This window comes from Actinoplanes sp. SE50/110, assembly GCF_900119315.1.
In the GTDB taxonomy this organism is placed as follows: domain Bacteria; phylum Actinomycetota; class Actinomycetes; order Mycobacteriales; family Micromonosporaceae; genus Actinoplanes.
Map to the genome: position 1 here is coordinate 6,023,365 of NZ_LT827010.1, position 26,792 is coordinate 6,050,156.

At 72.3% G+C, this 26,792-nt stretch carries 22 protein-coding genes, 1 pseudogene and 1 riboswitch; of the genes and pseudogenes, 15 read left to right on the top strand and 8 right to left on the bottom strand.

Annotated elements, in window-relative coordinates:
* Positions 1-9 precede the first annotated feature (9 nt).
* From ACSP50_RS26990 to ACSP50_RS45165, 4 genes and pseudogenes are all read left to right on the top strand, one after another.
* A complete protein-coding gene (locus tag ACSP50_RS26990; protein WP_014692472.1) occupies positions 10-573 on the top strand; it encodes a helix-turn-helix domain-containing protein in 564 nt (187 codons plus the stop codon).
* Positions 574-583: 10 nt separating this feature from the next.
* On the top strand, positions 584-1,522 hold the full coding sequence (locus tag ACSP50_RS26995; RefSeq protein ID WP_014692473.1) for an NAD(P)-dependent oxidoreductase: 939 nt from the start codon (positions 584-586) through the stop codon (positions 1,520-1,522).
* A gap of 558 nt (positions 1,523-2,080) precedes the next feature.
* Positions 2,081-2,482: pseudogene (locus ACSP50_RS45160) on the top strand (sensor histidine kinase); the annotation flags it as partial.
* Positions 2,483-2,600: 118 nt separating this feature from the next.
* A complete protein-coding gene (locus ACSP50_RS45165) occupies positions 2,601-2,699 on the top strand; it encodes a hypothetical protein (RefSeq protein WP_369793964.1) in 99 nt (32 codons plus the stop codon).
* 79 nt (positions 2,700-2,778) lie between these two features.
* Here ACSP50_RS45165 and ACSP50_RS27005 read toward each other — a convergent pair whose 3' ends face one another.
* Positions 2,779-3,540 (bottom strand): enoyl-CoA hydratase/isomerase family protein, encoded by a 762-nt coding sequence (locus tag ACSP50_RS27005; RefSeq protein ID WP_043512265.1) that lies wholly within the window; start codon positions 3,538-3,540, stop codon positions 2,779-2,781.
* A 435-nt stretch (positions 3,541-3,975) separates the two neighbouring features.
* On the opposite strand from ACSP50_RS27005, the gene ACSP50_RS27010 reads away from it, so the two are divergent.
* From ACSP50_RS27010 to ACSP50_RS27035, 6 genes are all read left to right on the top strand, one after another.
* Positions 3,976-6,435 carry an alpha-L-arabinofuranosidase C-terminal domain-containing protein gene (locus ACSP50_RS27010; protein WP_014692476.1) on the top strand — a complete coding sequence of 820 codons (2,460 nt, stop codon included), beginning with the start codon at positions 3,976-3,978 and terminating at the stop codon, positions 6,433-6,435.
* 11 nt (positions 6,436-6,446) lie between these two features.
* Positions 6,447-7,829, top strand: a complete 1,383-nt coding sequence (locus tag ACSP50_RS27015; RefSeq protein WP_014692477.1) for a family 43 glycosylhydrolase — start codon at positions 6,447-6,449, stop codon at positions 7,827-7,829.
* A gap of 37 nt (positions 7,830-7,866) precedes the next feature.
* Positions 7,867-9,321, top strand: a complete 1,455-nt coding sequence (locus ACSP50_RS27020; protein ID WP_014692478.1) for a PAS domain S-box protein — start codon at positions 7,867-7,869, stop codon at positions 9,319-9,321.
* Positions 9,322-9,436: 115 nt separating this feature from the next.
* Positions 9,437-11,137: a bifunctional diguanylate cyclase/phosphodiesterase gene (locus ACSP50_RS27025; RefSeq protein ID WP_014692479.1), complete on the top strand. Its 1,701-nt coding sequence runs from the start codon at positions 9,437-9,439 to the stop codon at positions 11,135-11,137.
* Positions 11,138-11,194: 57 nt separating this feature from the next.
* Positions 11,195-11,632 (top strand): hypothetical protein, encoded by a 438-nt coding sequence (locus ACSP50_RS27030; protein WP_155123634.1) that lies wholly within the window; start codon positions 11,195-11,197, stop codon positions 11,630-11,632.
* 133 nt (positions 11,633-11,765) lie between these two features.
* Positions 11,766-11,842: riboswitch (S-adenosyl-L-homocysteine riboswitch) on the top strand.
* Between the two features lie 52 nt (positions 11,843-11,894).
* Entirely contained in the window at positions 11,895-12,926 is a 1,032-nt protein-coding gene (locus ACSP50_RS27035; protein WP_014692481.1) for an adenosine deaminase, read from the top strand.
* A 133-nt stretch (positions 12,927-13,059) separates the two neighbouring features.
* Here ACSP50_RS27035 and ACSP50_RS27040 read toward each other — a convergent pair whose 3' ends face one another.
* Both ACSP50_RS27040 and ACSP50_RS27045 read right to left on the bottom strand, forming a co-directional pair.
* Positions 13,060-14,481, bottom strand: coding sequence for an NAD(P)/FAD-dependent oxidoreductase (locus tag ACSP50_RS27040; protein ID WP_014692482.1), 1,422 nt, complete (start codon positions 14,479-14,481; stop codon positions 13,060-13,062).
* Entirely contained in the window at positions 14,478-16,154 is a 1,677-nt protein-coding gene (locus tag ACSP50_RS27045) for a GMC oxidoreductase (protein WP_014692483.1), read from the bottom strand. Before ACSP50_RS27045 ends, ACSP50_RS27040 begins: the two co-directional genes overlap by 4 nt.
* Before the next feature lie 119 nt (positions 16,155-16,273).
* On the opposite strand from ACSP50_RS27045, the gene ACSP50_RS27050 reads away from it, so the two are divergent.
* The gene (locus tag ACSP50_RS27050) at positions 16,274-17,107 is read left to right on the top strand and encodes an alpha/beta fold hydrolase (RefSeq protein WP_014692484.1); all 834 of its coding nucleotides are present in this window, start codon (positions 16,274-16,276) and stop codon (positions 17,105-17,107) included.
* A gap of 27 nt (positions 17,108-17,134) precedes the next feature.
* Here the strand turns inward: ACSP50_RS27050 and ACSP50_RS27055 are convergent, their stop codons facing one another.
* Together ACSP50_RS27055 and ACSP50_RS27060 are read right to left on the bottom strand one after the other, a co-directional pair.
* Positions 17,135-18,346, bottom strand: a complete 1,212-nt coding sequence (locus ACSP50_RS27055; RefSeq protein ID WP_043512269.1) for a hypothetical protein — start codon at positions 18,344-18,346, stop codon at positions 17,135-17,137.
* Positions 18,322-18,924: a hypothetical protein gene (locus ACSP50_RS27060; protein ID WP_014692486.1), complete on the bottom strand. Its 603-nt coding sequence runs from the start codon at positions 18,922-18,924 to the stop codon at positions 18,322-18,324. Before ACSP50_RS27060 ends, ACSP50_RS27055 begins: the two co-directional genes overlap by 25 nt.
* A 150-nt stretch (positions 18,925-19,074) precedes the next feature.
* On the opposite strand from ACSP50_RS27060, the gene ACSP50_RS27065 reads away from it, so the two are divergent.
* Positions 19,075-19,833, top strand: a complete 759-nt coding sequence (locus tag ACSP50_RS27065) for an NAD-dependent deacylase (protein ID WP_014692487.1) — start codon at positions 19,075-19,077, stop codon at positions 19,831-19,833.
* An 89-nt stretch (positions 19,834-19,922) separates the two neighbouring features.
* Here the strand turns inward: ACSP50_RS27065 and ACSP50_RS27070 are convergent, their stop codons facing one another.
* Entirely contained in the window at positions 19,923-20,378 is a 456-nt protein-coding gene (locus ACSP50_RS27070) for a MaoC family dehydratase (protein WP_014692488.1), read from the bottom strand.
* 275 nt (positions 20,379-20,653) lie between these two features.
* Here ACSP50_RS27070 and ACSP50_RS27075 point away from each other — a divergent pair, with 275 nt between their 5' ends.
* From ACSP50_RS27075 to ACSP50_RS27085, 3 genes are all read left to right on the top strand, one after another.
* Positions 20,654-22,975, top strand: a complete 2,322-nt coding sequence (locus ACSP50_RS27075; RefSeq protein ID WP_014692490.1) for a bifunctional diguanylate cyclase/phosphodiesterase — start codon at positions 20,654-20,656, stop codon at positions 22,973-22,975.
* A gap of 188 nt (positions 22,976-23,163) precedes the next feature.
* On the top strand, positions 23,164-24,741 hold the full coding sequence (locus tag ACSP50_RS27080) for an MFS transporter (protein WP_014692491.1): 1,578 nt from the start codon (positions 23,164-23,166) through the stop codon (positions 24,739-24,741).
* A gap of 22 nt (positions 24,742-24,763) precedes the next feature.
* Entirely contained in the window at positions 24,764-25,381 is a 618-nt protein-coding gene (locus ACSP50_RS27085) for a TetR/AcrR family transcriptional regulator (RefSeq protein ID WP_231956724.1), read from the top strand.
* Positions 25,382-25,725: 344 nt separating this feature from the next.
* Here ACSP50_RS27085 and ACSP50_RS42320 read toward each other — a convergent pair whose 3' ends face one another.
* Positions 25,726-25,893 (bottom strand): hypothetical protein, encoded by a 168-nt coding sequence (locus ACSP50_RS42320; protein WP_014692493.1) that lies wholly within the window; start codon positions 25,891-25,893, stop codon positions 25,726-25,728.
* A 131-nt stretch (positions 25,894-26,024) separates the two neighbouring features.
* Complete coding sequence (locus ACSP50_RS27090) at positions 26,025-26,714, bottom strand: VOC family protein (protein WP_014692494.1); 690 nt, start codon at positions 26,712-26,714, stop codon at positions 26,025-26,027.
* Positions 26,715-26,792: the final 78 nt, after the last annotated feature.

Here is a 26,792-nt window from a genome sequence, read left to right on the forward strand (position 1 = left end):
TTTGCCGTTATGGCAAAGGACCTGGCCGCGGTCGGCCCCCGGCTGCGCGCCCTGCGGCAGAAGCGGAACATCACGCTGACCCGGCTCGCCGAGACCACCGGGATCTCCGTCAGCACCCTGTCCCGCCTGGAGTCCGGCGCCCGCCGGCCCACCCTGGAACTGCTGCTTCCGCTCGCCGAGGCGTACCAGGTCACGCTGGACGACCTGGTCGACGCGCCGGAGACCGGCGACCCACGGGTGCGGCAACGCCCGATCGAACGCCACGGGCACACCTACGTCCCGCTGACCCGCCGACCCGGCGGCGTGCAGGCCTTCAAGCAGATCATTCCGGCCACCCCGGACCGCTGCGATCCGGAACAACAGACCCATGAGGGGTACGAGTGGATCTACGTGCTGAGCGGCCGGATCCGCCTGCTGCTCGGGCCCCGCGACATCCTGCTGACCCCGGGCGAGGCCGCCGAATTCGACACCCGGGTCCCGCACGCCCTGCTCAACCCCGGCCCGGGCCCGGCCGAGGTGCTGAACCTCTTCGGCCCGCAGGGCGAACGCGTCCACCTGCGCGCCCACTCGTAGGCTTCCGGCCATGAAGGTGCTGCTGCCCGACTCCGTGGAGCTCGACGTCACCCTGCCCGACGGTGTCATCGGCGTGACCTACACCCCGACCGCGCCGATCCCCGGGGAGCACGCCGACGCCGACGTCCTGGTCGTCTGGGGCAACACCGCGGCGCAGCTGGCCGACGCGGCACGCCGCCTCACCCGGCTGCGCTGGGTGCAGACCCTGTCCGCCGGTCCGGACGCGGTGCTGCAGGCCGGGTTCGCCCCCGGCGTGCCGATCACCGCGGGGCTCGGCCTGCACGACCAGACCGTCGCCGAGCACACCCTGGCCCTGCTGCTGGCCGCGGCCCGCCGGCTCAACCTGCTGGTCCGGGCGCAGATCGGGCACCGCTGGGCGGGCGAGCTCGGCGGCCTGCAACCGGTCCGGGAGGAGCATTCCTTCCGGACGCTGCGGGACGCGCACGTGGTCGTCTGGGGCTTCGGTGGCATCGCCGCCACGCTCGCCCCGCTGCTGACCGCGCTCGGCGCCCGGGTCACCGGGGTGGCCCGCACCGCCGGCGACCGGCACGGCTACCCGGTGGTCACCGCGGCCGACCTCCCGCAGGTGCTGCCCACCGCCGACGTGCTGGTCTCGATCCTGCCGGCCGCCGCCGACACCGCCGGCGTGCTGGACGCCGGCGTCCTCGCCCTGTTCCCGCCGCACGCCTGGGTGGTCAACGTGGGCCGGGGCAGCACCCTGGACGAGGCCGCGCTGCTCGACGCCCTGCGCGCGGGCCGGATCGCCGGTGCCGCCCTGGACGTCTTCGTCACCGAGCCGCTGCCGCCCGCCTCCGGCCTGTGGGACGAACCCAACGTGATCATCACCCCGCACGCAGCCGGCGGCCGCCCGCTGGGCGCGGCCCGCCTGATCGAGGAAAACCTGGCCGCCTTCCGCGACGGCCGTCCGCTGCGCAACCGGGTCGCCTAGGTTGGCCATGTAGACCAGCTCGGACCGTTCCGCCTGCTCGGGTCCGGGCCGCGCGCCGCGGCCCGGCAGTGCGCCGCACTCCTGGTCGTGGCCGGCCTGCTCGCCCTCGTCGGGGTCGCCGTCGAGCCGGACCGGACGGCGCGCCTGGCCGCCGTCGCCGTGTGCGATCTGGTCGTCGCCGTGCCCGCGGCGCTGATGCCGTGGGGCCGGCTGCCCCGGCACGCCCCGGCTCTGCTCGGGTTGCCCGCTTTCGCCGTGCTCGGGTTCGCCACCTGGTCGTTCGGCGGGGTGGCCAGCGGCACCGGCCCGTTCCTGGTGCTGATCTTCGCGTGGGCGGCGCTGCACTTCCCGCGCTGGATCCTGCTGGCCTTTCTGGCGCCGGCCACCATCGCGTACCTGCTGCCGCTGATCCTCACCGGGCAGCCACCGTTCGTGACCGGCAGCGCCGCCGTGCTGATGCCGATCGCCCTGGTCGTCGGCCTGCTCATCGAGGCACAGGCCCGGCACCTGCGCGACGACCGGGAGCGCCTGTCCCGGATCGAACGCTGGCGCGCCGCCATGGTCAACACCCTCGCCCACGACGTGCGCACCCCGCTGAGCGCGGTGCAGATCGTCCTTGAGGAACTGCGCGCCGAGGCTACCGGCACCGACGCCGGCATGCTCGACGTGGCGCTGCGCCAGACCGCCCGGCTGACCCGGCTCGCCGACGGCCTGCTCGACGTGCAGCGCATCGACCGCACCGGCCACCTCACCCTCGACCTGCGCCCACATGCGGCCGAGGAACTGGTGCGGGACGCGCTGACCTACGTCCGGGCGGACGAGGAGATCGAGGTCGAGATCTCCGCGTCGGCCACGGTGTGTGTCGACAAGCAGCGCTTCGAGCAGATCCTGCTCAACCTGGTGGCCAACGCGCTCCGGTACGGCGGCCCGCCGGTGGTGATCCGTTTCGGCCGGGACGGCGACACGGACCGGCTGGAGGTCCGCGACCACGGGCCGGGCATCCCGGACGCGCTGCGCGACACCCCTGTTCGAACAGTTCGCGGTCAGCGGGCCGGGCGGCGTCGGCCTCGGCCTGTGGATCGTCCGCCAGCTGGTCCAGGCACACGGCGGCCGGATCACCGCCGAGGCCCGCGACCCGGGCGTGGCGATGCTGGTCCGCTTCCCCACCGGCCACTGACGGCGCCACCCGGCGCCACGCTGATCTCCCTCTTCCGGCCCTCGAACCGCTCGTCTCGGCGGCGCCGGGGCGGCCGCCGTCATTCGCCGGTGAAGACCGGCGCGCGGCGGGCGAGGCTGGCCGTGATGCCCTCCGCGCTGTCCTTCGTCGCCCAGTGGATCTTCTGTTCGGCCAGTTCGTGATCGAGCGCCCGTCGCACCCGGTCGGCCAGGTCGCCGCGCAGCGTCGCCCGCATCGACCGCACCGCCAGCGGCGCCGCCCCGGCGATCTCGGTCGCCAGCGCCCGGGCCGCGTCCCGCACCCGCCCCGGTTCGGCGAGCCGGTCCGCCAGCCCGATCCGGTACGCCTCGTCCCCACCGACCCGCCGCGCGGTCAGCATCATGTCGGTCGCCTTCTGCCGCCCGATGAGCTCCGGCAGCGTCACGCTGAGCCCGAAGCCGGCGTGGAATCCGAGCTTCGCGAAGTTCGCCACGAACCGCGTCCCCGGCTCCGCCACCCGGAAATCCGCCGCGCACGCCAGCCCCAGCCCGCCACCCACCGCGGTCCCCTGCACGGCCGCCACCATCGGCGTCCGCACGTCGAACAGCTGCATGGCCCGCCGATAGAGCCGCGCCGCCGCATCCACATGATCCCGCCCGAAGTCACCCCCGCCGAAATCCGCCCCGGCGCAGAAGTGCTTCCCCTCGGACGCCAGCACGATCACCCGGCACGCCGGATCCTCATCGAGCGCGAACGCCGCCTCGACGATCCGCCCGATCAGCTCCTCATCGAAGTGGTTCGCCGGCGGCCGCCGCATCTCCAGCAGCGCCACCCCGTCCGCCACCGACACATTCAGCTCCACCCGAGGAACCTAACCGACGCCCACCGGCCCACCGCACCGACTCCACTCCCCGCCGCGAAACCACCGGTCCCGCCGGCAGCCCTCGACCGCCGCGCGGATCGAGCCGGGTGGCGACTGCCGGCGCGAACTCGACGTCGGAGGGAAAGTCAGGCCCGTCGCGGAAGCGTTCCGGGTGGGGTGAGCGGGACGGTTCGCGGGCTGACGGCGTACCGGCGCAACCGGATCTGAATGGTCGGGGGTGGCGGGGTGTCCGCAATTGACAGTAAACCGGCCTGTGGAAGCCGTGTAGCGGATCGGCTGCGTTAACGCTAACAATACTGTTCTCAGCGGGCAAGACATCGACTTACTGCTCTTGACAGGGGTCTCGATGTTTGCGTACACATTGCAAAGCGCCCCGCACGGAAACATCCCCGACATCTCGGTGGAGGACCCCTCATGCCCCGCATCCGTTCCCGCCTGGTCGGCGTCGCCGCCGTCCTGGTGTCACTTCCGCTGGCGGTCGCGCCGCCGGTCTCGGCGTCCCCGGTCCAGCCGGATTACACGATCAAGGTGAGTCCGCAGGCCGACGGCGCGGCGCTGTCCCGGCAGCAGTACGGCGTGTTCTTCGAGGACATCAACTACGCGGCGGACGGCGGGCTGTACGCCGAGCTGGTGCGCAACCGGTCGTTCGAGTTCACCTCGGCCGACGCGGCCGGCTTCACCGGGCTGACCGGGTGGACCGCCACCGGGTCGGCCACCGTCGTCGACGACGACCAGCGGCTCAACGAGCGCAACCGGAACTATCTCGCCCTCGACGGCAGCGTGACGAACGCGGGCTACAACAGCGGCATCGCCGTACAAAAGAATGATTTGTACGATTTTTCGGTGTGGGCGCGGGGCACCGCCTTGCTGACGATCGAGCTCGGCGGGGTCACCGGGACCATCGCGGTCAGCGGCGACACCTGGAAGAAGTACACCGCGACACTGAAAGCCGGGGCCACCACCGACCGGGGTCGGCTGACCGTCTCCAGCTCGGCGCCGGTCAAGGTGGACGAGGTCTCGCTGTTCCCCCGGGACACCTTCAAGGGCCGCCGGAACGGCCTGCGCGACGACCTCGCCGAGAAGATCGCCGCCCTGCACCCGGGCTTCGTCCGCTTCCCCGGCGGCTGCCTGGTCAACACCGGCAGCATGTACTCCTACGACGCGGCGAACAACTACCCGCGGGCCCGGGCGTACCAGTGGAAGGACACGGTCGGCCCGGTCGAGACCCGCGCCACGAACAAGAACTTCTGGGGCTACAACCAGTCGTACGGCCTGGGCTACTACGAATACTTCCAGTTCGCCGAGGATCTCGGGGCGATGCCGCTGCCGGTGCTGCCGGCCCTGGTCACCGGCTGCGGGCAGAATCGGGCGACGGTCGACGACGCGCTGCTGCAGCGGCACGTCCAGGACGCGCTCGACCTGATCGAGTTCGCCAACGGGCCGAAGGACTCGACCTGGGGCAGGGTGCGGGCACAGATGGGGCACCCGAAGCCGTTCGGGCTGACCACCATCGCGATCGGCAACGAGGAGAATCTGCCGGAGCAGTACTTCGCGAACTTCCTCCGGTTCCAGGCCGCGATCAAGGCGAAATACCCGTCGATCACGCTGGTCGGCAATTCCGGGCCGGACGACCAGGGTGGCACGTTCGAGAACCTGTGGGCCAAGAACAGGGCGAACCACACGGACATGGTCGACGAGCACTACTACAACAGCCCATCCTGGTTCCTGCAGAACAACGGGCGGTACGACTCGTACGACCGTAATGGTCCCAAGGTTTTTCTCGGTGAATACGCGTCGCTGGACGCCAGGTTCGCCAACTCGCTCGCCGAGGCGGCCTACATGACCGGCCTGGAACGCAATGCCGACGTGGTGAAGATGGCGTCCTACGCGCCGCTGCTGGCCAACATTGACAACGTGCAGTGGAAACCGGACATGATCTGGTTCGACAACGACGAGTCGTGGGGTTCGACCAGCTATCAGATGCAGAAGCTGTTCATGAACAACGTCGGTGACCGGGTGGTGCCGAGCACGGTCACCGGTGGCGGTGTGGTGCGGCCGAAGCCGATCACCGGAGCGATCGGGCTGTCCACCTGGCGGACCGCCGCCACGTACGACGACGTGAAGGTCACCCGCCCGGACGGGACCACGATCTTCAGCGACGACTTCGGCGACGGCGATGCCGACGGTTGGACCGCGGTGCAGCCGCGCGGCACCTGGACGGTGACCGATGGCGGGTACGCACAGACCACCACGGACACCGAGGACACCATGGTCAAGGCGGCGACCATCACGGACACCGACTACGACTACACGCTCAAGGCCACCAAGCAGACCGGCTCCGAGGGTTTCCTGGTCGCCTTCGGCATCCAGCAGACGGGCAACTTCTACTGGTGGAACCTGGGCGGCTGGAACAACACCCAGGGCGCGGTCGAGAAGGGGGTCACCTCGGCCAAGGAGCAGCTGCTCACCAGGCCCAACACGATCAAGACCGGTCAGACGTACGACCTGAGAGTCTCCGTCCGGGGCACCAGGGTGACCCTGTACCTGGACGGCGCCGAGTGGGGCAGCTTCGACGACAACGCGGTGACCGAGCCGTTCGCCCAGGTCGTCACCACCGACGCGAAGACCGGCGAGCTGATCGTCAAGGTGGTCAACGCCCAGGACAAGCCGGCCCTGACCAGGATCGACCTGGGCAACCGCAAGGTCGCCGGCACCGCGAGGATGACCGTCCTGGCCGGTGACCCGGGCGAGCAGAATACCCGCACCGCCGAGCCGATCCAGCCGGTGACCAGCACCATCCACGGTGTCGCGTCGAGCTTCACCCGGGAGTTCCCGGCCGATTCGGTCACCTTCCTGCGCATCCGGACCCGATGAGGAGACCCATCATGAATCGCCGGACTCTTCTGCTGGGCGGCGCCGCCGGGGCGCTGACCACCGTCCTGCCCGCCGGCGCCGAGGGCGCGCCGCACGCCGACCCGGTGCTCAACGACGCCGAGATCTACGGCGTGCCGACCGCCCAGCCGCTGATCAGCCAGCGGGCCGACCCGTTCATCAGCCGGCGGTACGACGGGAAGTACTACTTCACCGGCTCGGTGCCGGCGTACGACAGGGTGGTGCTGCGCGGCTCGCCGACCCTGGCCGGGTTGACCACCGCCACCGAGACCACCATCTGGACCCAGCCGAACAACGGTTTCATCTGGGCTCCGGAGCTGCACCGCATCGACGACAAGTGGTACGTCTACTTCACCAAGAGCACCGCCGACGACATCTGGCACATCCGGCCGTGGGTGCTCGAGTCGTCGCTCGCCGACCCGCTCGACCCGTCCGGCTGGGTGCTCAAGGGTGAGATCGCTCTGGAGTGGGACAGCTTCGCGCTGGACGCCACCACCTTCGCCCACCGCGGCCGGCAGTACCTGGTGTGGGCGCAGAGCGAGCCGGAGATCGCGGTCAACACCAGCATCTACATCGCCGAGCTGGCCAACCCGTGGACGCTCCGGACGAAACCGGTACGGCTGACCACGCCGACGAAGACCTGGGAGATCCAGGGCTTCAAGGTGAACGAGGGGCCGGCCGTGCTGGTCCGCAACGGACGGGTGTTCCTCACCTTCTCGGCCAGCGCCACCGACGCCAACTACTGCATGGGGCTGCTCACCGCGGACGCGCACGCGAACCTGCTGGACCGGGCGAGCTGGGTGAAGAGCCCCGACCCGATCTTCACCAGCGACGACGACACCCAACGGTGGGGTCCCGGGCACAACAGCTTCACCGTGGCCGAGGACGGCCGGACCGACGTGCTCGTCTACCACGCGCGGGACTACCCACAGATCAACGGCGATCCGCTGTACGACCCGAACCGGCACACCAGGGTGCAGAAGCTGTACTGGCATCCGGACGGGACGCCGCTGTTCGGCGTACCGGTGGGAGACGGCGGGCCGATCGTGCGGCTGTCCGCCGGCCGGGACTTCCTGCACCACGGCACGACCTCCCTGGAGATGGCGCCGGCACCGGAGGACCTGGGCGCCACCCAGTTCCGCTTCGTCGCCGCCGCCGACGGCACGGAGACCATCCGGTCGGTCGACAAACCGTCACTGTCCGTCCGCATCGACGGGACCTCGGTCCGGCTCGACCCGGCCGGCACCCCGGTGCGCCGGATCCCGGCCCGCGGCGGCGTGACGATCCGCACCGCCGCCGACCCCGCGCTGTTCCTGCGGGTCGACAAGGGGGCGATCGGCACCGCGAAGACCGGGACCGTCTTCCGGTTGAGCTAAGACTCAGGTCGGCCACCGGCGGCCCGATGATGCGGGGGTGTTGACCCCGCAGATCACCGAGCAGCCGGTGGCCGACGGCCGGAACCGGGCCGTGGGCGCCTGCTCGCTGGCCTACCTGCACATCGACCGGGCCGGCCGGATCCAGGACTGGAACGAAGCCGCGGAACGCCTCTTCGGCTGGCCCCGGGACGAGGTGATCGGGCGACCGCTCGCCGACACCATCATCCCGCCGGCCCTGCGGTCCGCGCACAACGCCGGATTCGCCCGCCGGCTCGCCCTCGGTGACGGCCCCGACCTGGGCCACCGATTCGAGGCGCCGGCCGTGCACCGGGACGGCTCCGAGCTGACCGTGTCGATGACCCTGGACTCGCTCGGCCCGGACGGCTTCTGCGCGTTCATCTCCGACCAGACCGAATGGCACCAGGCCCGGCAGGAGCTGCAGCGCAGCAACCAGCTGATCAACGCGATTCTGCAGCACACCACCGCGGTGATCTCGGCCAAGGACCTGGACGGCCGCTACCTGTTCGTCAACGGCGAATACGAGCGGGTGTTCCAGGTGTCGGCCGCCGACATGGTGGGCCGCGAGGAGGCCGACGTGCTGCCCGCCGCGATCGCCGCCGGCAGCCGCGCGCACGACGTCGAGGTGGCCGGCTCGGGCGCCGCCCGGACCGTCCTGGAACAGCTTCCGTTCGGCGACGACATCCGGGAGTACGTGGTGACCCGGGTCCCGCTCGCCGACCCGGACGGCTCGGTGTACGGCGTCTGCACGATCGCCATCGACGACACCGCCCGCCGCCGCACCGAGGCCGCACTGGCCGCCGGCGAGGAACGGTTCCGCAGCACGGTGAACAACGCGCCGGGCATGCTGTACCAGTTCCGGATCGAGCCGGACGGCACGGGCGCGTTCACCTTCGTCTCCGCGGCCTGCCGCGACCTCTACGGCCTGGCGCCGGAACAGATCGTCGGCGGCACCGAGGCCGACCTGATCACCTACATCGCCGAGGAGCACCGCGAGTCGTACCGGGCCTCGGTCCGCGAGTCGGCGGCCACCCTGGAGCCGTGGGAGTGGCGCGGCGCGATCGTCCGGCACGACGGGCAGCGCCGTTGGCTGTACGGCGTCGCCCGCCCGCACCGGGAGCCGGGCGGCGCCACCGTCTGGGACGGCATGCTGCTCGACCAGACCCGCGAGCACGCCACCGAGGTGCGCCTGGCCGGCACCCGGCACGAGCTGGAGGACCTGACCCACCGGCTGGCCCCGCTGTCGTTCACCGCGGCCGCCGACGCCGGCGCGCCGGTCGCCGACCTCGTCGCGCTGATCGACCCGGCCGACCACGACGAACTGGCCCGGTGCTGGGCGGCGGCCCGGGACGGGCGGCCCGCCGACGCCGAGTGCGCGGCCGCCGGGCCGGGGGGCGGGCGGCTCTGGGTCCGGCTGCGCCCGCGTCCCGACGGCCAGGTCGACGGCGCCTGCTTCCGGGTCGGCCGCTCGTGACCGCCGCTCCGCTGCCGGGTCGGCCGCTCGTGACCGCCGCTCCGCTGCCTGGTCGGCCGCTCGTGACCGCCGCTCCGCTCCCGCCCCGCGGCCTCCGCTCCCGGGCCGGCCGCTCGTGACGGCCACTCCGCGGCTGCCGCGCAAGCTCGGTGAGATCGGCATTCCGACCGCGCCGATGCCGGCCGCCACCCCGATCAGCGAGGTCGAGGCGATGCTGCACGCCGAGCAGCTGACGCCCGGCGTCATCGTCGCCACCGACACCGGATACCGCCTGGTCAGCCGGATCGCGCTGAACCGCACGACGACCGGCCGGCTGGGTTTCGGGCGGGCCCTCACGGTTCGCGGCACCCTGGCCGACCTGGCCGGCGCGGACTCGCTCGCGCTGCCCGCCGACACCGACATCGACGTCGCCGCCGAGGCCGCCCTGGCCCGCAAGGGCGGCGACCGCGAGGAGCCGGTCCTGGTCGTCTGGCCGGACGGCCGCTGCGGCATCGCCCCGATGATGGAGCTGCTGTCCGCGATGGCCGGTCGCTACGCCAAACTGTCCCGCACCGACCAGCTGACCGGCCTGCCGAACCGCAGCCTGATCGCCGCCGAGGGCCAGCGCCGTCTCGACGCCGGCACCCTGGTCGCCGTTCTGCACCTGGGCCTGGACCGGTTCCAGGACGCCAACGACGTGCTGGGCCACCACGGCGCCGACATCCTGCTGCACCGGGTGGCGGTCGCGCTGAGCGCCGCGCACGGCCCCGGCGACCTGGCCGCCCGTCTCGACGGCGACCAGTTCCTGGTGCTGCTCGGCGACCTGCCGGCCGGCCACACCCCGCAGTCGATGGGCCGGCACATCGCGGCCGGTCTGCGCGGCCCGCACACCGTCGACGGCCTGCCGATCGGCGTCGAGGTCAGCATCGGCGTCAGCCCCGCCGACCACCACGACATCCAGGTCGTCCAGCGCCGCGCCGCGGCCGCCATGCGCCGCGCCAAGCAGGACCGCACCGGCGTCGTCTCCTGGACCCCCGGCCTGGACTCCACCCAGCGTGTCGACCTGCGCCAGCTCACCGAGCTGCGCACCGGCCTGAAGAGCGGCCACCTGCGCCTGCACTACCAGCCGCTGCACGACGCCGTCACCCGCGAGATCAACGGCGTCGAGGCCCTGGTCCGCTGGCAGCACCCGCAGCGCGGCCTGCTGCCCCCGGGCGTGTTCCTGCCCGACGCGGAACGTTCCGACGTCATCCTGGAACTCACCGACTGGGTGCTGGCCGAAGCCCTGCACCAGGCCGCCCTGTGGAAACGGGCCGGTCACCACGTGCCCGTCTCGGTCAACCTGCCGGCCGCCTACCTGGCCCAGGCCCGCGCCGTACCCACCATCCTGGCCATGCTCGACCTCGAACAGCTCCCCGCCGAACTGCTCACCGTCGAGATCACCGAGACCGCCGTGCTGGCCCGCCCCGACGAGGTCGCCGCCCAGCTGGCCGACCTGCGCCTGCGCGGCGTCCGGGTGGCCATCGACGACTTCGGCACCGGCTACACGTCGCTGGGCCTGCTCCCCCGCCTGCCCATCGACGAATTGAAGATCGACCGCTCGTTCGTCGTCCAGATGCACGACTCCCCGGCGCACGCCACGATCATCGACTCGGTGATCGCCATCGCGAAGGCCCTCGGCATGAAGGTCGTCGCCGAGGGCGTCGAGGACGAACCCACCGCGGCCGACCTGGCCCGGGCCGGCGTCGACCTGTTGCAGGGCTACCACCTCAACCGCCCCACCCCACCCGACGCGGTCCCGCTCCTCCCGGCCCGGCCTCTGCTCACGGTCCTCTGAAACCCGACGTGCGGGGGGACGACCCGAAATTCACCCGCGGCGTAGGCGCTCGATCAGGTGCTCCTTGATCACTGGCGGACCCGGATCGCCGAGCCCCGGCCCGTCGATGCCGCCGCAGCACGGGCGATCCCCATGCACCCCCTGCGCCGGATCACCACCGAGCTCGGTGCCGGCTTCCGATTCCTCTCCGGAAGTCCGCCGCTGCGACGCGTGACGCTCGCCAGCGTCCTCGCGGCCTTCGCCGTCGGCGGCGGCGGCGATGCGACCGGCTACGCCGTCATCAGCCAGGGTCTGCACCGCGCACCGCAGTTCACCGGGCCGCAGACCGCCGGCCTCGCCCTCGGCGCCGTCCTCATCGCCGTCCTCGACTACCGTCTGGTGCTCGTCGGTGCGGGTCTCTGTCTACTGGTCGCGGCCGCGGCTCTCCGCCGTACGAAAGTCCCGGAGGAGCCGTCGGAGACGGCGGCGGCCGCCGAGATCACCACCAGCCGCTGACCCGGCTCATCCGTCTGCGCGGCGCCGTCGCCCCTCGTCATCACGCTCGGCTCGGGCTGCTCACCGGTTTCGTTTCCGGAGGGACCCGGTGGGCGGATTGCCGCGCAGAGCGGGCCTTGTTAGCGTCCGGGTGCGGGTCGAGGGGCGCTGCGACGGATGTTTCATCCGCCACGCTCGGCCTGTCCCTGGTCGCAAGGGCGCCTCCCGCCGGAGGCTGCCCTGGACGCGTGCCCCCGGCGGACGACCTGTGGGGGACGCATTCATGGCATCGGACCTGACCGGATTCATCGCCGGCCTGCCCAAGGTGGAGCTGCACGTGCACCACGTCGGCTCGGCGACACCGCGGACCGTGGCGCGTCTGGCCGAGCGGCACGCCGGGAGCACCTCGGTGCCGGCCGACCCGGCCCTGCTCGCGGAGTACTTCACCTTCACCGACTTCGCGCATTTCATCGAGGTGTATCTGTCGGTTGTGGATCTGATCCGCGACGCCGAGGACGTGGCCACGCTCACCTACGACATCGGCGCCGGTCTGGCCGGGCAGTCGGTGCGGTACGCGGAGCTGACGCTGACCCCGTACTCCTCGGTGGTCCGCGGCATCCCGGCCGAGGCGTACTGCGAGGCGGTGGAGGACGCCCGGCGACGGGTCGCCCGTGACCACGGCGTGGAACTGCGCTGGTGTTTCGACATTCCCGGCGAGCCGACCATGACCGGCGCCGACGTGACCCTCGACGTGGCGCTCCGGCAGCGGCCGGACGGCCTGGTCAGCTTCGGGCTGGGCGGCCCGGAAGCCGGCATCTCCCGGGAGAGTTACGCCGGCCATTTCGCCGCCGCGCGGGCCGCCGGGCTGCGCAGCGTGCCGCACGCCGGCGAGTCGACCGGCCCGCAGACCGTCTGGGACGCGCTGCACCACCTCGGCGCGGAACGCATCGGCCACGGCATCGCCGCCGCGCGCGATCCGGAACTGATGGCCTACCTGCGCGAGCACGACATCGCCCTGGAGGTCTGCCCGACCTCCAACGTCTGCACCCGGTCGGTGCCGTCCCTGGCCGAGCATCCCCTCCCGGCACTGGTCGCGGCCGGGGTGCCGGTCACCGTCAACTCCGACGACCCGCCGATGTTCTCCACCACCCTCAACCACGAGTATCAGGTGGCCGCGGACCTGCTCGGCCTGGACGAGCACGGCGTCGCCGACCTGGCCCGGCAGGCGGTCCGCTACTCGTTCCTCGACGCCACGGGCAGGTCCGCCCTGCTCACCGAGATCGACACCTACGTCACCGCCACGACCGCGCGCTGAGTCCGGGCACCGCCGGGCCCCGCTGGCTGGTCCGGCAGCCGGTCAGCCCCACGACGGCGGGACGGCCGGCGCCCGGCGGCGCGACGCCCGACGCGGTCCCGGGCATGCGGTGGCGGTGAGCCGTCGCGGCCGGTCACCGGAAGTCGGCCGGGTTCAGGCGGGCGGTGCGGCGGCGGTATTCGGCGGCCATTCCGGGCCAGTTGGTCACGATGCGGCCGGACGCGGTGCGGTACCAGCTCTGGCAGGCCGCCCAGACACTTCCGGCGAGCCGGCCCTGCATTTCCTCGTCGTAGGCGGCGGCCACCTCCGGGCGTACCTCCAGCGGTTGCCGGCTCCGCGCGATCCGCCGGACGGCCTGCGCGATCCAGCGGGCCTGGGCCTCGTGGAAGAAGACCACGGACGTGTTCCCGGTGTTCGTGTTCGGGCCGTACACCAGGAACATGTTGGGAAATCCCGGAACGGCCATTCCCAGGTACGCGTGTGCCCCGTCCCGCCACGCCTCGTCCAGCGAGGTCCCGGCGCGGCCGGTGACCCGGATCGGGACCAGGAAGTCGGTGGCCGCGAAGCCGGTGCCGTAGACGATCACGTCGCACGGATGGTCGGCACCGTCCGCGGTGCGGATGCCGTTCTCGGTCACCTCGACGATCTTCTCGGTGACCAGGTCGACGTCGGGGCGGGCCAGCGCCGGATACCAGGCGTTGGTGAACAGCACCCGTTTGCAGCCCATCGGCTCGTCCGGGGTGACCTTGCGGCGCAGTTCCGGGTCGCGTACCTGCCAACGGCGCTGGGCCCGGGACAGCCCGTGCAGCAGCGCGCCGGCGGCCCGGTTGCCGGTCACCGCAAGCCCGGTCACCACGGTCATCAGCCACGTTCCGGCGCGGGACGGCGCCATCAGGACGGGGGCCATCTCGTACAGCCTCCGGCGGGTCCGCCCGTAGCGCCGGTCCGGTTTGGGCAGCGTCCACGGGGCGCTGCGCTGGAAGACCGTGACGTGCGCGGCCCGTCCCGCGATGGCCGGCACGAGCTGGATCACGCTGGCCCCGGTGCCGATCACGGCGACCCGCCGGCCCTCGATCGGCACCGACGCGTCCCATCGAGCGGTGTGCATCGCGGGCCCGCCGAACGTGCCGGGCAGCCGAGGGATGACCGGCCGGGACAGCTGCCCGACGGCCGGGATCAGCACGTCGGCCTCCAGGATCTCGCCGTCCGCGAGCGTCACCTGCCAGGCCGAGCCGGTCCAGTCGGCGGCGCTCACCTCGGTGCCGAACCGGACCCGGCCGGTGAGACCGAATGCGGACACGCAGCGTTCGAGGTAGTCCAGGATCTCCGGCTGCGGCGGGAAGCGGCGGGTCCAGGCCGCATTCGGGGCGTACGAGTACGAGTAGAGCGGCGCCGGGATGTCGCACGCGCAGCCGGGATAGCGGTTGTCGCGCCACACCCCGCCGGGACGGTCCGCCTTCTCGATCAGGGTGATGTCGGTGAACCCGGCTTTGAGCAGGGCGTTCGCCGCGGCCACCCCGCCGAAGCCGGCGCCGATGACGAGGATGCGGGTCATCGGGCCACCCCCGGGAAGCGGAGGGCACCGGGTGCGGACGGTGGCACGGCGGGGCGTACCGGCGCCGTCGGACCGATGCCGAGATAACCGTGACCGATCGGCGGGCGGGTGTCCTCTTCGCCGTTGTTGGGCCACAGCGCGACCGCGCGTTCGGCCAGCGCGGTGATCGTCAGCGACGGGTTGACACCCAGATTGGCGGCCACCACCGATCCGTCGATCACGTGCAGGCCGGGATGCCCGAACAGCCGATGATACGGATCGACCACGCCGGACTCCGGGTCGGCGCCGATCGCGCAGCCGCCGATGAAATGACCGGTCACCGGCTTGCCCACCCATGCGGTATACGACCCGAGCGGCACCCCGTCCACCTTTTCCGCGGTCCGGCGGGCCACCTCGTGCGCGGCCGGAACCCATGCGGGGTTCGGCTCGCCCACCCCGGGTCGGCTGGTGAGCCGTCCCCGGCGGCGGAAGACGGTGATCGAATTGTCCAGCGGCTGCATGGCGAGCAGCACCACGGTCTGCCGCGACCAGTCCCGCGGCGACAGATACAGACGCAGGTCGCGCCCGGCCGTGGCGAGTTGCCGCAGGCCGGCCCACCAGCGCGGGCCGCGGCCGGTGTCGTCGACCAGCACGGTGGACAGCAGCGCGAGCAGGTTGCTGCCCGGGCCGTATCGGACCGGCTCGACATGGGTCACCGGGTCCGGGTGGATCGACGAGGTGATCGCGACGCCGTGGCTGTAGTCGCGGTCCCGGCGCCGGGTGCGCGCGCCCAGGATCGACTCGGAGTTGGTGCGGCTCAGCTCGCCGAGCCGCGGCGAGACCGCGGGCAGGCTGCCCCGGTCGCGCAACCGGTGCAGCAGCCGCTGGGTGCCGAGCGCCCCGGCCGCGAAGATCACCTGCCGGGCGGTGAGGGTGGACCGCCGCAGCCCGCCGGTGCGCCGGGTGGCGACCGCGTAGCCACCGCCGGGCAGCGGCCGCACGTTACGCACCGTGGTCAGCTCGTGGACCCGCGCGCCGGCCCGCTCGGCCAGGTACAGATAGTTTTTGACCAGGGTGTTCTTGGCGTTGCCGCGGCACCCGGTCATGCACGAGCCGCACAGTGTGCAGCCGCGCCGGGCCGGTCCGGCGCCGCCGAAGAACGGGTCCGGCGCCTCGGCGCCGGGTTCGCTGCCGTCCCGGCCGAAAAACACGCCCACGGGGGTACGCCGATAGGTGTGCCCGACGCCGAGATCCTCCGCCACGGCTCGCAAAGCCCGATCCGCGTCGGTCTCCACCGGGTTCGTGATCACGCCGAGCATCCGCCTGGCCTGGTCGTAGTAGGGCCCGAGCTCGCGCTTCCAGTCGGTGATCGCCGCCCACTGCGGGTCGGCGAAGAACGCGTCCGGCGGCTCGTAGAGCGTGTTCGCATAGCCGAGCGAGCCGCCGCCCACGCCGGCGCCCGACATGATCAGGACGTTCTTGAGCAGGGTCAGCCGGAGGATCCCGTAACAGCCGAGGGCCGGCGCGTAGACATAGTCGCGCAGCCGCCAGGACGTCTTGGCGAACTGCTCGTCGGCGAACCGGCGACCGGCCTCGAGGACGCCCACCCGGTAGCCCTTCTCGGTCAGCCGCAGCGCGCTCACGCTGCCGCCGAACCCGGACCCGATGATGAGGACGTCGTAGTCGAACGACATCGCCGTAGCATCACGCCCTTATTGGCAACATGTCAACAACGGGTTCCGCTCCTTGCTGCCTGCGCGAATCCGCCCGCCCGGCGGTATCTTTGCGGACCGCGGGCCGGCATGGTGCACCGATGATCCATGACCGTCGCGGCTCCGGGGCCCCACTGCTGCTGATCCACGGGCTGGGCAGCCACTGGCAGGTCTGGCTGCCCCTGCTGCCCCTGCTGAGCCCGCACCGCGACGTCATCAGCGTGGACCTTCCCGGCTTCGGCGCCTCGCCGCCGTGGCCCCCGGCCGCGGTGCCGGGCCCGGTGCCGCGCCCCGCCCCGGCATCCCCGGACGGGCCCGGCTCGGTGCGGCATCTCGCCGATCAGGTCGAGGCTTTTCTGGACTCGCTCGGCCTGGACACCGTCGAGGTCGGTGGCAGCTCGATGGGCGGTGGCATCGCCCTGGAACTCGGCCGCCGCGGCCGGGCCCGCACGGTCACCGCGTTCTCCCCGATCGGCTTCTGGCCCACCGGCGGCGGCCGCTGGTGCCGCTTCATCGTCACCGCCGCCCGGGCCGGCGCCACCGCCCTCGACCCGCTGCTCCCCCGCCTGATGGCCACCCCGGCCGGCCGGGCCGCACTGTGCTCGATCTTCTACGCCCACCCGGGCCGGCTCGACCGGGACGAGTCGCTGGCCGCCGCCCGGGCCCTGGCCGCGGCCCCCGGGTTCGCCGCCGCCCGATCCGCGTTCCGCCGGCTCACCCCGTGGGCCGCCACCGACCCCGGCGCGCTGCCGACCATCCCGGTCACCATCGCCTGGGGCACCCGCGATGCCGTCCTGCCGTACCGCAACCAGGCGCTTCGCGCCCGCACGGCGCTGCCCGCCGCCCGCCACGTACCCCTGCCCGGGTGCGGCCACCTGCCGTTCCCCGACGCACCGGCCCACTGCGCCGACCTGCTCCTGCACCCGGCGACCTGACCGCCCGCACCCACCATGACCAGCGCGTCATGCCGTATAGATCAGGACGAAAGCCGTGTCGATCGGTGTCCCGGACGGATCCCGGCAGACCACACGCACATCCGGATTCCCGCCCGCCGGCGTCGTGACGCAGTCGACGGTCGAGCCGTACGCCGTGACCTGCGCACTTCCCCCAGAGCTGACCACCCCGCCGAGACTCACCCGATAGTCGCCCGGCCCCGAGCGCCGCACCCCGTTCGCCCCGCCGCTGCTGTTGAACTGATAGTCCCCCGTCGCCGCATACCCGGCCTGTCCGGGACGGTCCGCGCGCACATACCCACCCGTCGTGGGGCGACCCACCGCGAAGGTCACCGCGAACCGCGAGTCGATCGGCTGCCCGGCGGCATCCCGGCAGTGGACGCGGACGGCGAGATACCGATTCTCCTGATCACCCGACCAGCCTTCGACGGCGCAGACCGTCGCCGCGTCTCCCACCGCGGTCACCTTCACCGCACCGCCCGCGACACCGTCCAGGCCGCCGAACGACACGACGTAGGAGCCGACGTCCCCGCGGTCCGCCGAGTTCAGTCCGTCCGCCGAGTTGAAGCTGTACTCGTCCTGAGCCGTCTGGCTGGTCCGGCCCGGGTCGCCCAGGCGCAGGTAGGCGGCGGGCGCCCTACCGCGGGCGGTCCAGAACCCGGCGGTGAATCCGCTGTCCGCCGCCCGGCCGGCCCGATCGAAGCAGCCCACCCGCAGCCGCTCGTCCGCCGAGTCCGCGGACCAGTCCAGCAGTGTGCAGATCCGGTCATCGGTGGTTACCGGGGTCACCTCGGCCGCTCCCCCGCCGGTGCCCAGGCCGGCGAGGGTGACCTCGTAGCGCCCGATCCCGGTGCGCCGCACGGCGTTCTCCGCGCCGGTCGAGTTGCACTGGGCCGCCGGCCGGTACCGATCGTCGGCGGGGCGGTCGGCGACCACGTAGCCGAGGCGTTCACCGGCCGGGGTCGTACACAGTCGATGGTGGTCCTCGACCTTGGGCCGCATCGCCCAGGTCAGTGCCATGACCAGGATCGGGACCACCCCGCCGACCAGTGCCACGACCGTGACCAGGGCTTTGACGTGCCCGTCGGACGGGCCGGGCCGGGGGCTGGGCGCGATCCAGTCACCGACCACGGTCATCGTGCGGGCGCCGAGTGCGTCCAGGCGCCGACGCCAGTCCGCGGCGGCGCGGGCCGGGGTCACCGGCACGCCGAGCCGCCGCAACTCTCGGTCTGTCCGGCGTCGGCGGGCGGATCCGCCGCGGTCTGATCGGTGGGGGCGGTCGGACCGGTGGCCGGCGTGGTCTTCTTCGGCTTCTTCGGCCGCTTCGGCTTCGCCGACGGTGGCGGTTGGGCATTTCCGGTCACCGTGGGCGACGGCTGCGAAGGCATCAAAGCCGGATCGCCGGTCCGAGCGTCCACACCCCGCCGCGGCGAGCCGGTCCAGCCCGGCGGGTCGGCGCCCCACCCGTCTTTCGACCCGGTCCGCCGGTTGCCGTCCCCGGCCCGCCGGCCCCGCGGCCGGGCACCACTGCCGGCACCCGGATCGGCCGGCGGCTCGTCACCCGGCAGCACATCGCGCGGCAGTTCGTCACCCGGCAGCACATCGCGCGGCAGTTCGTCCGGCGCCAGCACGTCCCGGCGCGGCGGCGACCCGGACCCCGGCGACAGGCTGTCCGACACGGGCGTGAGCGGACGCCCGGCGTCCCGTTCCGGTGTGGCCGCGCCGCAGCCGGCCACCGTCGTCATGACTGTCATCGCGGCCAGAACCCCGGCCGCCCAGAGGTTTCGTCCTCGATGCATCGAACCCTCCACCAGACCCGTCTGTTCCTCAAACGACCCACCACGGGAACGGTGATGCGCCCCGGCCGCGCCGCTGCGAGACTTCACTCGGCCCGCAACCCGGGCCGTTTTCGGCCCGCGCGGCGGGCAGTGGCGGAGGAGCAGACCGAGATGGCCCTGGGCGAGGCGGCGAAACTCCTGGCCCGGGCCGGGCACGTGGTGGTCTTCACCGGTGCCGGCATCTCGGCCGAGAGCGGGGTCCCCACCTTCCGCGACGCCCTGACCGGCCTGTGGTCGCGGTTCGATGCGCAGGCCCTGGCCACCCCGCAGGCTTTCGCCGAGGATCCGGACCTGGTCTGGGGCTGGTACGAGTGGCGCCGCCGCCTGGTCCAGCGGGTCCGCCCGAACCACGGCCACCTGGCCGTCTCCCGGATGGCGGCGCACCTGCCGCGGCTCACCGTCATCACCCAGAACGTCGACGACCTGCACGAACGCGCCGGTTCGCCGGCACCCCTGCACCTGCACGGCAGCCTGTTCACTCCACGCTGCGCATCGTGTTCGCGCCCGGCCCCGCTCCCGCCTCCCATCCCGGACGACGCCGACGCCGAGGGCCGCCGCATCCCCCCGCCCCGCTGCCGGCACTGCACCGGGCCGATCCGACCCGGCGTCGTCTGGTTCGGCGAGCCACTCCCCGAGTACGCTCTGGAGTCCGCTGTCCGAGCCGCCTCCGCCTGCGATGTCCTGCTCACCATCGGCACTTCGGGCCTCGTCTACCCCGCCGCCGAGATCCCCCGCCTGGCCGCCCGGGCCGGCGCCGCCGTGCTGCAGATCAACCCCCAGCCCACCCCCCTCGACCCGATCGCCACTGTCAACCTCCCCGGCCCCGCCGCCGAGATCCTCCCCACCCTGGTCGACACCACCTGGCCGTAAGCCGGGCGGACGTCACCGGCACCCGCCGAAGTCCGGCACGGTGCGCCGGGCGACAGAGCCGCCCGGCGCCCGGCCATGCCCCGGTCCCCTTACGCGTACTGCCGATAGACCGCACGAGCCACGCAGGCCGGCTTGTCCACCCCATCGATCTGCACGGTGAAGTCGAACGTGCTCTGCGTCCCCCCGGGCACGTCCTCGACGCTCACCACGGTCGCCGCCAGCCGGATCTTCGACCCGACCCGCACCGGGTGCGGGAAACGCACCCTCTCCAGCCCGTAGTTCACCCCCATCGTGATCCCCTCGACCTTGAGCAGCGAGCCGAACAGCGGGATCACCAGCGACAGGGTCAGGTAGCCGTGCGCGATCGGCCCGCCGAACGGCCCGCCCTTCGCCCGTTCGACGTCCACGTGGATCCACTGGTGGTCCCCCGTCGCGTCGGCGAACGTGTTCACCCGCTCCTGGGTGATCTCCAGCCACTCGCTGGCCCCCAGGTCCCGGCCGACCAGGGCCTTCAGCTCGTCGAGTCCGTTGACGATCGTGGTCATGACACATCTCCTTCGAAGAACGATCGGGCCGTGTTGCGCAGCAGGATCTTCTCCCGAACCGAGTGCTCGAGGTCAGGAAGCGCGAAGCCGGTGACCTTGCCGCTGAGATCCATACCGGTCAACCTTTCACGAGGGTGTCGGGTGATGCGAGACCCGGCCACGGATGGAGAACCCCCGCTGGGCGAAACCCGCGCACCGGCGTCTCCGGTACGGCAGCATCGGAAGGACCGGGCAGAAGTCTCCAGTCGGACCGGTGCCCGCCGATAGGACCTCACATGCACTCCCGCGGGATCCGCCATCTGTGGTGGATCTATCTGCTGACGACCGGCGCGCTGACCGCCGTCTACCTGCTCACCCCGTTCAACGCCGACACCCGGTGGATCTACGTGGTGGTGAACAGCACGGCACCGCTGGCCACCTGGCTCGGGCTGCGTGGGAACCTGCCGCAGCGCCGGGCCGGCTGGCGGGTGATCGGGCTCGGCCTGGCGTTCTCGGCCGCCGGCGACGTGCTCTTCGCCGTGCACACCGCGGTCAGCGGCGAACCGGCCTTCCCGTCGATCGCCGACTGGCTGTACCTGCTCGGGCACCTGACCATCGCGGCCGGCACGGCGATGCTGGCCGCCCGGGCCGGCCGGACCGCCTTCATCGACGCCGCGGTGCTGCTGTCCCCGCTGGCCAGCCTCGCCTGGATCCTGGTGGTCGAACCGACGGTCACCGTCGGCGGCAGCCTGACCGCCCGGTTCTTCGCCGCGTCCGCGCCGGTCAACACGCTGATCGTGGTGTACTGCGCGCTGGCCCTGGCGCTCGGCGTCGAGCTGCGCACACCCGGGGTGCGCTGGCTGCTGACCGGACTGGTCGCCTGGTTCGTCTCCGACGCCCTCTACACCCACCAGAGCCTGGCCGGGACGTACCGCGAGGGCGGGCTGATCGACCTGGGCTGGATGGCGATGCCGATCCTGCTCGGCACCGCCGCGCTGCACCCGTCGATGGTGAACACCACGCCGCGCCGCGCCGCGATGACCACCCTGACCCTGAACCGAGCGCTGATCCTGTTCGGCGCGGCCCTGCTGCTGCCCTGCCTGCACCTGTTCTGGGAGCCCGGCTCGGACGCACCCCTGGTGCTCGGCGCCGCGCTGTCCATGGCTTTGGTCGCGGTCCGGCTGGCCGGCCCGATCCACGAGCTGGCCTGGCGGGCCGGGCACGACCCGCTGACCGGGCTGGTCAACCGCAGCCTGCTGATGGACCGGCTGGCGCTGGCGCTGGACACCCTGCCGGCCGATCCCGCCGCCCGGGTCGGCCTGCTCTTCTGCGACCTGGACCACTTCAAGGACGTCAACGACAGCCTCGGCCACGACGCCGGCGACCAGCTGCTGATCGAGATCAGCACCCGGCTGCGCGCGGCGGTCCGGGAGACCGACGTGGTGTGCCGGCTCGGCGGCGACGAATTCGTCATCCTGATGCCGGACACCACCGAGGAGCAGGCCGACGTGATCGCCGGCGGGGTCGCCGACAACCTGGGCCGGCCGATGCGACTGGCCGACGGCACCGAATTCTTCGCGTCACTGTCGATCGGGCTGCGCACCACCGCCGACACCGACGCCGACCCGGACACCCTGATGCAGGACGCGGACACCGCGATGTACCAGGCCAAGGCGGCCGGCCGGGGCCGGATGGTGCGCTTCGACGCGGACGTCCGCTCGGAGGCCGCCCAGCGCCTGCGCCTCGACGCCGACCTGCGCCGCGCACTCACCCACCCGGGCGAGCTGTACTGCGTCTACCAGCCGGTCTTCCGGGTCGACGACGGCCGGCTGCACTCGGTGGAGGCGCTGGTCCGCTGGGCGCACCCGGCCGACGGCACGCTGCCGCCGGTGGTGTTCATCCCGATCGCCGAGGCGGCCGGCACCGTCGGGCAGGTGTTCACGGTGGTCCTGGAGCAGGCTCTGACCGAGCAGCGAGGCTGGTACAACCGGACCGGCGGGTGGATTCCGATCGCGGTGAACCTGTCCCCGCGACAGCTCGACGCCGCCATCGCCGGCCAGGTGCTGGCCGCGCTGGAGCGCACCGGCACGCCGCCCGGCCAGCTCACCCTGGAACTGACCGAGACCGGGATGGCCGAACCGGAGACGGTCGAGGCCGCGCTCGGGCCGCTGCGCCGGGCCGGCGTCAAGATCGCCGTCGACGACTTCGGCACCGGGTACTCCTCGATGGCCCGGGTCGCCGACCACGGCTGGGACGTCGTCAAGATCGACCGAACCTTCGTGGCCGGCATCCACCGCGACCAGGCGCGCGCCTCGCTCGCCGACGCCATGGTGCGGATGGCCCACGCCCTCGGCATGGTGACCGTCGCCGAGGGCGTGGACAACGCCGCCGACCTGCAGGTGCTCGCCCGCCTGGGGTGCGAGTACGCGCAGGGTTACCTGCTGGCCCGACCGGTCGATGCGGACGGCATCCTGGAGATGGCGTCCGCGTCCCCCCGAGTCTCGGTCGAGCTGGGCTCCGGCGGCGGTGAGCTCTCGCCGTCAGGCTCCGGCGGCGTCCGGCCGGGCGATCTGGTCGGCGTCGAGCTCGACGTCGAGGGCCGGCAGCAGGTCGGCTAGATCCCGGTGCGCTCCCAGGTGGTCCCACTGCTCCATGCCGGCGACGCCAGAAGCTGCAGCGCGCTCCAGGCCAACACGTGACGGGCGACACTTTCGATACGAGACCGTTCCGTTTCACGGGCGGACAGGGCTACTGTCCCTATTGAGATACGAGACAGTTCCGTTTCGAAACCGGGGGGAAACACCGGATGAACGACGTAGCACAACCCCAGGCCGGGCATCCCCGACGCTGGGCCATCCTGGGCGTGCTGGTGATCAGCCTGCTCGTGGTGGTTCTGGACAACACCGTGCTGAACGTGGCCCTGCGCATCATCGCGGACCCGCAGCGCGGCCTCGGCGCCACGCAGAGCGAGCTCGAGTGGGCCATCAACTCGTACACGCTGGTCTTCGCGGGCCTGCTCTTCACCGCCGGCATCCTGGCCGACCGCCTGGGCCGCCGGATCACCCTGACCATCGGCCTGGTGCTGTTCGGCATCGCGTCGCTGATCTCGGCCTACGCCGACAGCCCCGACCAGCTGATCGCCGCCCGCGCGGTGATGGGCCTGGGCGCGGCCGCGGTCATGCCGTCCACCCTGTCGATCATCGCCAACGTCTTCGAGCCGCGCGAGCGCGGCCGGGCGATCGGCGTCTGGGCCGGCGCGGTCGGTCTGGCCGTCGCCCTGGGCCCGATCCTGGGCGGCTTCCTGCTGGAGCACTTCTGGTGGGGCTCGGTCTTCCTGATCAACGTGCCGATCGTGGTGATCGGCGTGGTGCTGGTGACCGTGCTGGTGCCCGAGTCGCGCGACCCCCGGCCCAACCGGGTCGACGTGCTCGGCGTCCTGCTCTCGATCGTCGGCCTGACCCTGCTCACCTACGGTGTGATCAAGGGCGGCGAGGACGGCTTCGGCGACACCCTGTCCTGGGCGCCGCTCGCCTCCGGCGTGCTGGTGCTGGCCGGCTTCGTGCTCTACCAGAGCCGGATCGAATTCCCGTCGCTGGACGTGCGACTGTTCCGCAACCGGCAGTTCTCCGCCTCCACCGGCATGATCGGTCTGGTCTTCTTCGCCGCCATGGGCGCGATGTTCTTCGGCGCGTTCTACCTGCAGCTGGTCCGCGGCTACGGCCCGCTGGAGTCCGGCGCGCTGTTCGTCCCGTTCGCGGTCGGCCAGATGGTCTTCGCGCCGATCAGCTCCACGATGGTGAAGCGGTTCGGCCCGAAACTGGTCAGCACCGTCGGCCTGCTGCTGGTCGCGCTCGGTCTGGCCATCTGGCTGCCGATCACCGCGACCACGCCGATCGCGCTGGTCGCCCTCGCCTTCTTCGTCCAGGGCGTCGGCATGGCCAACGTGATGCCGCCGGCCACCGAGTCGATCATGTCGGCGCTCCCCCGGGAGAAAGCCGGCGTCGGCTCCGCGGTCAGCAACACCATCCGCCAGCTCGGCGGTGCGCTGGGCGTCGCGGTCCTCGGCGCGGTGCTCTCCTCGGTCTACCGCGACAACCTGGGCTCGGCCACCGACGGCCTGCCCGGCCCGGCGGCCGACGCGGCCCGCGAATCGATCACCGGGGCGTACGCGGTGGCCGCGCAGGCCGGACCGGCCGGCCCCGCCCTGATCCACACCGCCAACGAGTCGTTCGTCACCGCGATGCACTGGGCCACCGCCGGCGGCCTGATCTTCGCCCTGCTCGGCGCCCTGGTCGCCGCGCTGTTCCTGCCCGGCAAGCGCCCGGCCGGCCCGCACAGCCCGGTCCTCGCCGAGGAGCAGGGCGTAGCCCTGGTCGAGGCGTAACCCGTCGGTAACAATGAACCCCATGACCAGCACCACGTCGGCCGGCCAGGAGCGCAAGGCTCCTGGCCGGCCCCGCAACGCCCAGGCCGACGAGGCCATCCTCGACGCGGTGCTCGCCCTGCTGGCCGACGGGCAGAGCGCCGCCTCCGTCTCCATCGAGCAGGTCGCCGCCAAAGCCGGCGTCGGCAAAGCCACCATCTACCGCCGGTGGCCGAACAAGGAGGCGCTCCTGATCGACGCGGTGCGCAGCATGAAAGGCCCGCTCCCCACGCTGGTCGGTGTCTCCGCCCGCGACGACCTGGTCGCCCTGGTCACCGCGAACCGCTCCACCCGCGCCCGCGAGTTCGGCATGGTCACCGCCTGCCTGCTCCCCGAGCTGCAACGCGACCCGGAGCTCAACCGCATGCACCACGCGGTCATGGAACCCCGCCGCGAATTCATGCGCGACATCCTGCGCCGCGGCATCGCCACCGGCGAACTCCGCCCCGACCTGAACATCGACCTCACCGTCCTGATGCTCTCCGGCCCGTCGATGATGCAGAGCATGTTCGGCTCCGCCACCGGCCTCCCCGAGGAGAACTTCCCCGCCGCCCTGGTCGACGCCCTCCTGCGCGGCGCCGCCACCCACCCGGGCCCCTGACCGAGGCCCCGGCGCCTCTCGCTGACCCCGCCCATCGCCTGGACCGGTAGCCCGCCATCCCGGCGCGGTGGCCCGCCATCCCGGCGGGCTCTCCCCGGCACCGCTCCCGGGCGCCGACCTTTGCCGCCACTGCCCCGGCACCCAGCAACAGGCAAGACCGCACACCCCGGGCGCCGACCTCTGCCACCACTGCCCCGGCACCCAGCAACAGGCGAGACCGCACACCCCGGCGGCCGGCGTTGGCGCCACTGCCCCGCACGGAGCACCGCACGGTCGGCGACATTCAGCCCCGCGCCGAAGCCGCCCTCTCCGCGACTACCGCCGGCAGCAGCCACTCGACGCGCTCAGCGGCGACGCCCGGATCGGGACAGAACGACCACCCACACGGTCAGGACGGCGACAAACGCGGCCGTGGCAAAGATCGCGTAGTACGGCAGGTGAACGGCCATCGCCGACGCGGCCAGGGCAGCGCAGAGACAGCCGAAAACCAGGCTGGATCGACGGCTTCGCATTCCGCACCTCCTCACGGTGAGGGCACCAGAGTACTGTCTGCCGTCCCGTCAGGTCGGCACGCACGACGGTGATCGCGCCCCTGCCGGATCACCACACGGCACCGATCGCGCTACTGCCGGATTTCCGGTCTCTAGTCACGGCCCTGCCAGGTGGTCACGCAGGCCTCGTTGCCCTCGGCGTCGGCCAGCACCCAGAAGGCCGGCGCATGCTCCGACGACACGAGCCGGCCGCCGGCGGCGAGCGCGGCCTCGATGCGCCCGGGCGCCTCGTCGTGCGGCACGCTCACGTCGAAGTGGATCCGGTTGCGCTGCGGACGCGGCTGGTCCATCTGCTGGAACCAGATCGCCGGCCCGATCCGGAGCGGGTCGACGACGGGATCCTCCGGGTCACCGTGCCCCGGCTCATCGGTGTAGCCGAGCACGGCCCGCCAGAACGGACGGATGGCCGCGATGTCCAACGCGTCGATGCCGATCTCGATCAGCTGCACGGACCGCGGCCCGTCAGCACCGAGATCCGGCCCGGTCCGCCATCCGCCCTCGCCGACGGCCCGCGTGATCCGCCCGGCAAGGTCGGCGTCGCGGGTGGTCACCGCGGCCCGCTCAGCCGACTGCAGGCTCAACACGACCCGGCTCGGGCACAGATCGGCCCGGAGGTGCGCATCGGCGTCCGCACCACAGGCCGCGACGGCCCGGGCGAGCACCTGCGCACCCTCACTGATCGAGTCGACCGCGACAGCGGCCTGCAACGTGCCGAGCACAAACCGCCAGCCCAACTCGCCGACCGCCGCCGAGGCGTCCGATCTGCGGAGAATCTCGTCCATGCCGACATCCTCCACCACAACACGCCCACACTCACGCCCCGCAAGCACCCGCACCGGCTACCAGCACATGCCAACACC

Bases quoted from the DNA above. Each gene is read 5' to 3' on its own strand.
- ACSP50_RS26990 (WP_014692472.1), top strand. From the start codon at position 10: ATGGCAAAGGACCTGGCCGCGGTCGGCCCCCGGCTGCGCGCCCTGCGG.
- ACSP50_RS26995 (WP_014692473.1), top strand. From the start codon at position 584: ATGAAGGTGCTGCTGCCCGACTCCGTGGAGCTCGACGTCACCCTGCCC.
- ACSP50_RS27010 (WP_014692476.1), top strand. From the start codon at position 3,976: ATGCCCCGCATCCGTTCCCGCCTGGTCGGCGTCGCCGCCGTCCTGGTG.
- ACSP50_RS27015 (WP_014692477.1), top strand. From the start codon at position 6,447: ATGAATCGCCGGACTCTTCTGCTGGGCGGCGCCGCCGGGGCGCTGACC.
- ACSP50_RS27035 (WP_014692481.1), top strand. From the start codon at position 11,895: ATGGCATCGGACCTGACCGGATTCATCGCCGGCCTGCCCAAGGTGGAG.
- ACSP50_RS27040 (WP_014692482.1), bottom strand. From the start codon at position 14,481: ATGACCCGCATCCTCGTCATCGGCGCCGGCTTCGGCGGGGTGGCCGCG.
- ACSP50_RS27045 (WP_014692483.1), bottom strand. From the start codon at position 16,154: ATGTCGTTCGACTACGACGTCCTCATCATCGGGTCCGGGTTCGGCGGC.
- ACSP50_RS27050 (WP_014692484.1), top strand. From the start codon at position 16,274: ATGATCCATGACCGTCGCGGCTCCGGGGCCCCACTGCTGCTGATCCAC.
- ACSP50_RS27060 (WP_014692486.1), bottom strand. From the start codon at position 18,924: ATGCATCGAGGACGAAACCTCTGGGCGGCCGGGGTTCTGGCCGCGATG.
- ACSP50_RS27065 (WP_014692487.1), top strand. From the start codon at position 19,075: ATGGCCCTGGGCGAGGCGGCGAAACTCCTGGCCCGGGCCGGGCACGTG.
- ACSP50_RS27070 (WP_014692488.1), bottom strand. From the start codon at position 20,378: ATGACCACGATCGTCAACGGACTCGACGAGCTGAAGGCCCTGGTCGGC.
- ACSP50_RS27075 (WP_014692490.1), top strand. From the start codon at position 20,654: ATGCACTCCCGCGGGATCCGCCATCTGTGGTGGATCTATCTGCTGACG.
- ACSP50_RS27080 (WP_014692491.1), top strand. From the start codon at position 23,164: ATGAACGACGTAGCACAACCCCAGGCCGGGCATCCCCGACGCTGGGCC.
- ACSP50_RS27085 (WP_231956724.1), top strand. From the start codon at position 24,764: ATGACCAGCACCACGTCGGCCGGCCAGGAGCGCAAGGCTCCTGGCCGG.
- ACSP50_RS42320 (WP_014692493.1), bottom strand. From the start codon at position 25,893: ATGCGAAGCCGTCGATCCAGCCTGGTTTTCGGCTGTCTCTGCGCTGCC.
- ACSP50_RS27090 (WP_014692494.1), bottom strand. From the start codon at position 26,714: ATGGACGAGATTCTCCGCAGATCGGACGCCTCGGCGGCGGTCGGCGAG.